Here is a 4,530-nt window from a genome sequence, read left to right as displayed (position 1 = left end):
GAACTTGTAATCATCTGAATAGTTATTTGCTGTTGTGCTAATGCCTCAAAAAACTGAGCCACAACCAGGGGTTGTGCCACCATACCACCCCCAACTAGACTAACTTTAGCGATGTCTGTATCCACTAGAATCTCCCCACAACCAATACTTAGTGCTAAAGCGTTTAAAGCCATCGATGCTGCTTCAGCATCAGCTTGGGCCACCGTAAACGCAATATCACAGGTGGGGATACCATTAAGCCTATGACAGCGTTGAGACTGAATAATCATATCAACACTAATATTTTCCTGTGCCAGTCGTCCAAAGACTTTTGCTGCCATTCCCGGTTGATCTCGGACATGGCGAATTGTGATACAAGCTTGGTTGAGATCAACCACAGCACCGCATACTGGGGATGGGCTTGAATCGGTAGAAAACTCCTGAATTGAATCAGGTCCGAGCACTACAGAACGATCAATCTCAAAAGCCTGGCACAAAACAGCAACAGCGCGATCGCATACCTCAGCATTAATCACACAGGTGATCTTCAACTCAGAGGTAGAAATCATCTCAATATTAACTCCCGCCTCTGCTAGAGTAGAAAACATTTTAGCTGCAACCCCAGGACGTCCAATCATACCAGTCCCAGTAATTGCCACCGTTGCCATGTTCTGCTCTACCATCATGTCTACCTCTGCAGAAGTAATCAGCTCTTTAGACCTATTGCAAAAGTACTTTTCTGATAGTGTTTGGGTCAATTCTTGTCCACTCTTCCCTGTTCCCTGTTCCCTGTTCCCGACTTCTGTAAGAAGTCTTTTGAGTTTAGTTTCACTCACTGCAGCTCCTAAAGTCTCACCTTGTTCAAAACCTCTGTTCACTACCGTCAACGCAATATCCTTAGCATCGTCCTCCTGAATTGACTGAATAATCAGATTAACATCCAAATTGTCACGAGCAATCTCACCAAATAACTCTGCGGTTACCCCTAAACGATCCCGCCCTTGCCATCGGACTACTTTTACCTGATTTGTCTCCAATTCCACTCCATATACTGCCTTGTTAATCTCCAACCCTTTCAGAGAACGAGGTTTAGCTATCGGAGAAATTATCCTAGTTCCTGGTGCATTGTTCCAGCTTGAACGTACAACCAAAGGTACGCCATAATTACGAGCAATCTCTACCGCCCTAGGATGTAGCACCCTTGCCCCTAAACTCGCTAACTCTAGCATTTCATCACAAGTAATTTCTGGGATTAATTGTGCCTCTGGTACAATCCGAGGATCAGTTGTAAAAATGCCTGGAACATCAGTATAAATTTCGCACAAATTTGCTTGTAAGGCAGCCCCTAACGCCACAGCTGATATATCTGAACCGCCACGTCCTAGAGTAGTAATTTCAAAATTATCACCACTGCTCATCCCCTGAAATCCAGCTACAACTACCACTGTTCCTTGATTGAGATAGTGCTGAATTCGCTTTGGCTGAATTTCCCAAATTCTGGCACGACCGTGTTCAGTATCAGTAATAATTCCTACTTGTGCCCCAGTTAAAGAAATAGCGGGTTGTCCCAATTCCTGCAATGCCATACTCAGCAAAGCAATTGATACTTGTTCTCCAGTAGACAGAAGCATATCCATCTCCCGAGCACTGGGATTCGTCGAGACTGCCTTCGATAAACTGAGCAAGTCATCAGTGGTTTTACCCATCGCCGAAACCACTACCACCACAGTATTATTATTTTGGACTGTTTGCTTCACCCGCTGGGCAACTGCTTTAATTCTTTCAACTGATCCAACCGAAGTACCACCATACTTTTGGATAATTAGCATTATCTAGCCTCAGATAAAGTATTAATTTTAAATTGAAGTTAATTAAAAATTAAATAGTGATCATTTTTGTTGCTTTAGCAATGGCTAATCGAAGGATTTAATCTGAAAATAGGATTAAGATAAACAAGTAACAGGAAACTTCTGGGGAACAGTATGAAAGAGCGATTGAGCCCTATAATACCACGGAATTTCGATGACCCTTCCCTGTTCCCTGTTCCCTGTTCCCTAAAAACCCAGAACTTTGTACCTCACTAAATTGCAAACCGCCGTATTACATCTCAAGCAGCGCTATATCATTCTCTTTGTTGAGCTGAATCAACTCAGCTACACCATCCCATAGAGCATAGCGTGCTTTGAGAGCATTCTCAGCAGAATTGAAAGCTTGCTCCCATTTCACAGGATCATCACCACAAAGATTTTTTAAGAGTTTTTTACCCATCGGAACATGCTGATCCTCATCCAGAAAATTATGCCTGTCTAGATAGAGACGCAAAGAATCCCAAGTAAATCCATAGAGACTATCTAAAGTAGCAATAACCTGTCTGAACATAGCAGGAATGATATCTTCTCGACCTAGTAGAAAAGCGGCAGCTACTTCATGGGTTGACTTAGTCGTAGTTTCCAACGTGAATTTAACAAACGTTTTGGTTAATTCAGGTATCGAAATAGAAGCTAGAGTTTGGTTAGCTGGAATACCTTTTCTAAGAGAAGAGATAAACGTTTTAATTGGATTAGTATCAGCACCTATCTCTGTCATAGCCACCATATAGAGATCATAGTGACTGATGTAATTTCCTGGTGAGACTTCATCAGTCTCTTCAGCTAAAACAATCTCATTCACCATCCTGGCAGAATTAATATCTGTTGGTGGCACCCAAGGTACATCCAAGCAAGTGACTCGGTGTTGAAGAGTCTTAATCAGAGACATAAAATCCCAAACAGCAAACACGTGAGACTCCATAAATATCTGTAGAGATACCAAGTCATTTAACTGTTGGTAAAGGGGGTGGTTTATCAGAGCCATACGGCTTGGTTTAAGTTGTTCTTCCAGCTGAGTGTAATAGTCGAAACTCTTATAATTTTGCATTTCGATAATCTTCATGATTTGTCTCCTTAATAACCTATAGAGTTGTTTAATTTTGTGAGGCACAAAGTCCTCGGTTTTAGGGAACAGGAAACAGGGAGGTGTATCTCACTTTTGTAAATTTTGCGTAGGGTGCGTTAGGGGTGGGCTCGCCCTGATTTTCTGCCTCTTCGCCACCATTGAAATAGCCCACCCCGTAACGCACCACCGAGTCAAACAGCTTTTAGGAGATGCACCCGAACAGGGAAGATAGAAGAGGGAATAGCAAGGAAATTGCATCAAGACAGGAAAAAAATTCTGTGTACCTCTCAGATAGGGCTCTTTAATGAATTGTGATAATTTTGTTCCCTAATCCCTACTCCCTACTCCCTACTCCCTATTCCCTTTCCTAGATAATACCGACATAATTTCTGGCAAAATCCCTAGCAAATGTCACCGATGTAGACAATTGCTTCAATTTCGATTCACTCAACTTATTGAAGAAACGGACATTGTCTACATCCTTCTCTTCAGACTTATGGAGCATATGCAACATCGAACAAGAGAATTCTTGAGCACGCCAAATATAGGGCAAACGAACTTCCGAGTAGCGTTTTAGGTAAGACATATCCCGTTTTTCCTGGTAGTAACTTACCAATACTTCTCCGAGAACACCCGCATCCTGTACCGCCAGATTTAAACCTTTCCCACCGCAAGGTGTAATAATGTGACCCGCATCACCAGCTATCAATAACCGTTGGTACTGTAAAGGTTCCATAACATAACTGCGCATGGATAAAATCCGCTTGTCAAAGATTTCCCCTTCTTTCAACCTCCATTCTTTTTTCGCCAGACGCTTTGCCAAGGTACTCCAGATCCGTTGATCAGGCCAATTTTTAAGCTCATCATCAAGTGAAACTTGTAAGTAATAACGAGAAATCTTGGCATTGCGCGGCATGTGAGCTCCAAAGCCATCATGATCCAAGCCATAGATGACATGTTTTGCAGAAGGTGGTGCGTAAGCTAAAATTGCCAGCCAGCCGTAGGGATGCTGTTTTGTGTAGATGTCTACCGCTCCGTCTGGAATTGATTGGCGCGAGAGTCCATGATACCCATCACACCCTGCTACAAAATCAGCATGAATCGTGATCGTGGTGTCACCATCCTTGTCGTAACACTCAACAATGACGCCGTCATCGGTTTGAGTAATTTTTTTCCCCTCATGGCGTAACAGTAACTTACCACCTGCATCCAGATATCTTTGGATCAGATCGTCATTGAGATCGCTTTGGGGATAAATGTAATGGACATCCCCATCAGCTAACTTTCCGTAATCAAAGACAACGCTGTAATCAGGGTAACGAAATTCACAGGTATCATGGGTATACCCCTTTTGGAAAATTGTATCCGCTAGACCATGTTTTTTGAGTAGGTCAACTGTCGTGCTTTCCAGGACACCTGCACGCGCCCTCGTATATATTTCCTCGCGGTTGTATCTATCCGCAATGATACAATCAATCCCATTTTGTAGCAGGATATTACCAACTACAATGCCAGCTGGACCTGAACCTAAAATACAAACTGATGTTTTCAATGCTGTACTATTAGTCATGGTTTAAACTACCTCTTTAGTTAGTGTTTAATAAAAGGAGATCACAT

3 protein-coding genes are annotated in these 4,530 nt (G+C 42.5%); all 3 read right to left on the bottom strand.

What is annotated here, in order from left to right; genetic code table 11:
- The coding region (locus F6K38_RS35450; protein ID WP_353737253.1) for an aspartate kinase at window positions 1-1,808 on the bottom strand (1,808 nt) is incomplete at its 3' end.
- A 271-nt stretch (window positions 1,809-2,079) separates the two neighbouring features.
- On the bottom strand, window positions 2,080-2,910 hold the full coding sequence (locus F6K38_RS35445) for a DUF3050 domain-containing protein (RefSeq protein ID WP_287359768.1): 831 nt from the start codon (window positions 2,908-2,910) through the stop codon (window positions 2,080-2,082).
- A 370-nt stretch (window positions 2,911-3,280) separates the two neighbouring features.
- The gene (locus F6K38_RS35440; protein WP_008185407.1) at window positions 3,281-4,483 is read right to left on the bottom strand and encodes a 4-hydroxybenzoate 3-monooxygenase; all 1,203 of its coding nucleotides are present in this window, start codon (window positions 4,481-4,483) and stop codon (window positions 3,281-3,283) included.
- Window positions 4,484-4,530: the final 47 nt, after the last annotated feature.

The sequence above is a fragment of the Moorena sp. SIO3B2 genome, from assembly GCF_010692525.1.
Taxonomy (GTDB): domain Bacteria; phylum Cyanobacteriota; class Cyanobacteriia; order Cyanobacteriales; family Coleofasciculaceae; genus Moorena; species Moorena producens.
This window is presented reverse-complemented; position numbering and strand designations above follow the sequence as displayed.

Excerpts from the sequence above, each read along its gene's own strand:
- F6K38_RS35445 (WP_287359768.1), bottom strand. The coding sequence starts at position 2,910 with ATGAAGATTATCGAAATGCAAAATTATAAGAGTTTCGACTATTACACT.
- F6K38_RS35440 (WP_008185407.1), bottom strand. The coding sequence starts at position 4,483 with ATGACTAATAGTACAGCATTGAAAACATCAGTTTGTATTTTAGGTTCA.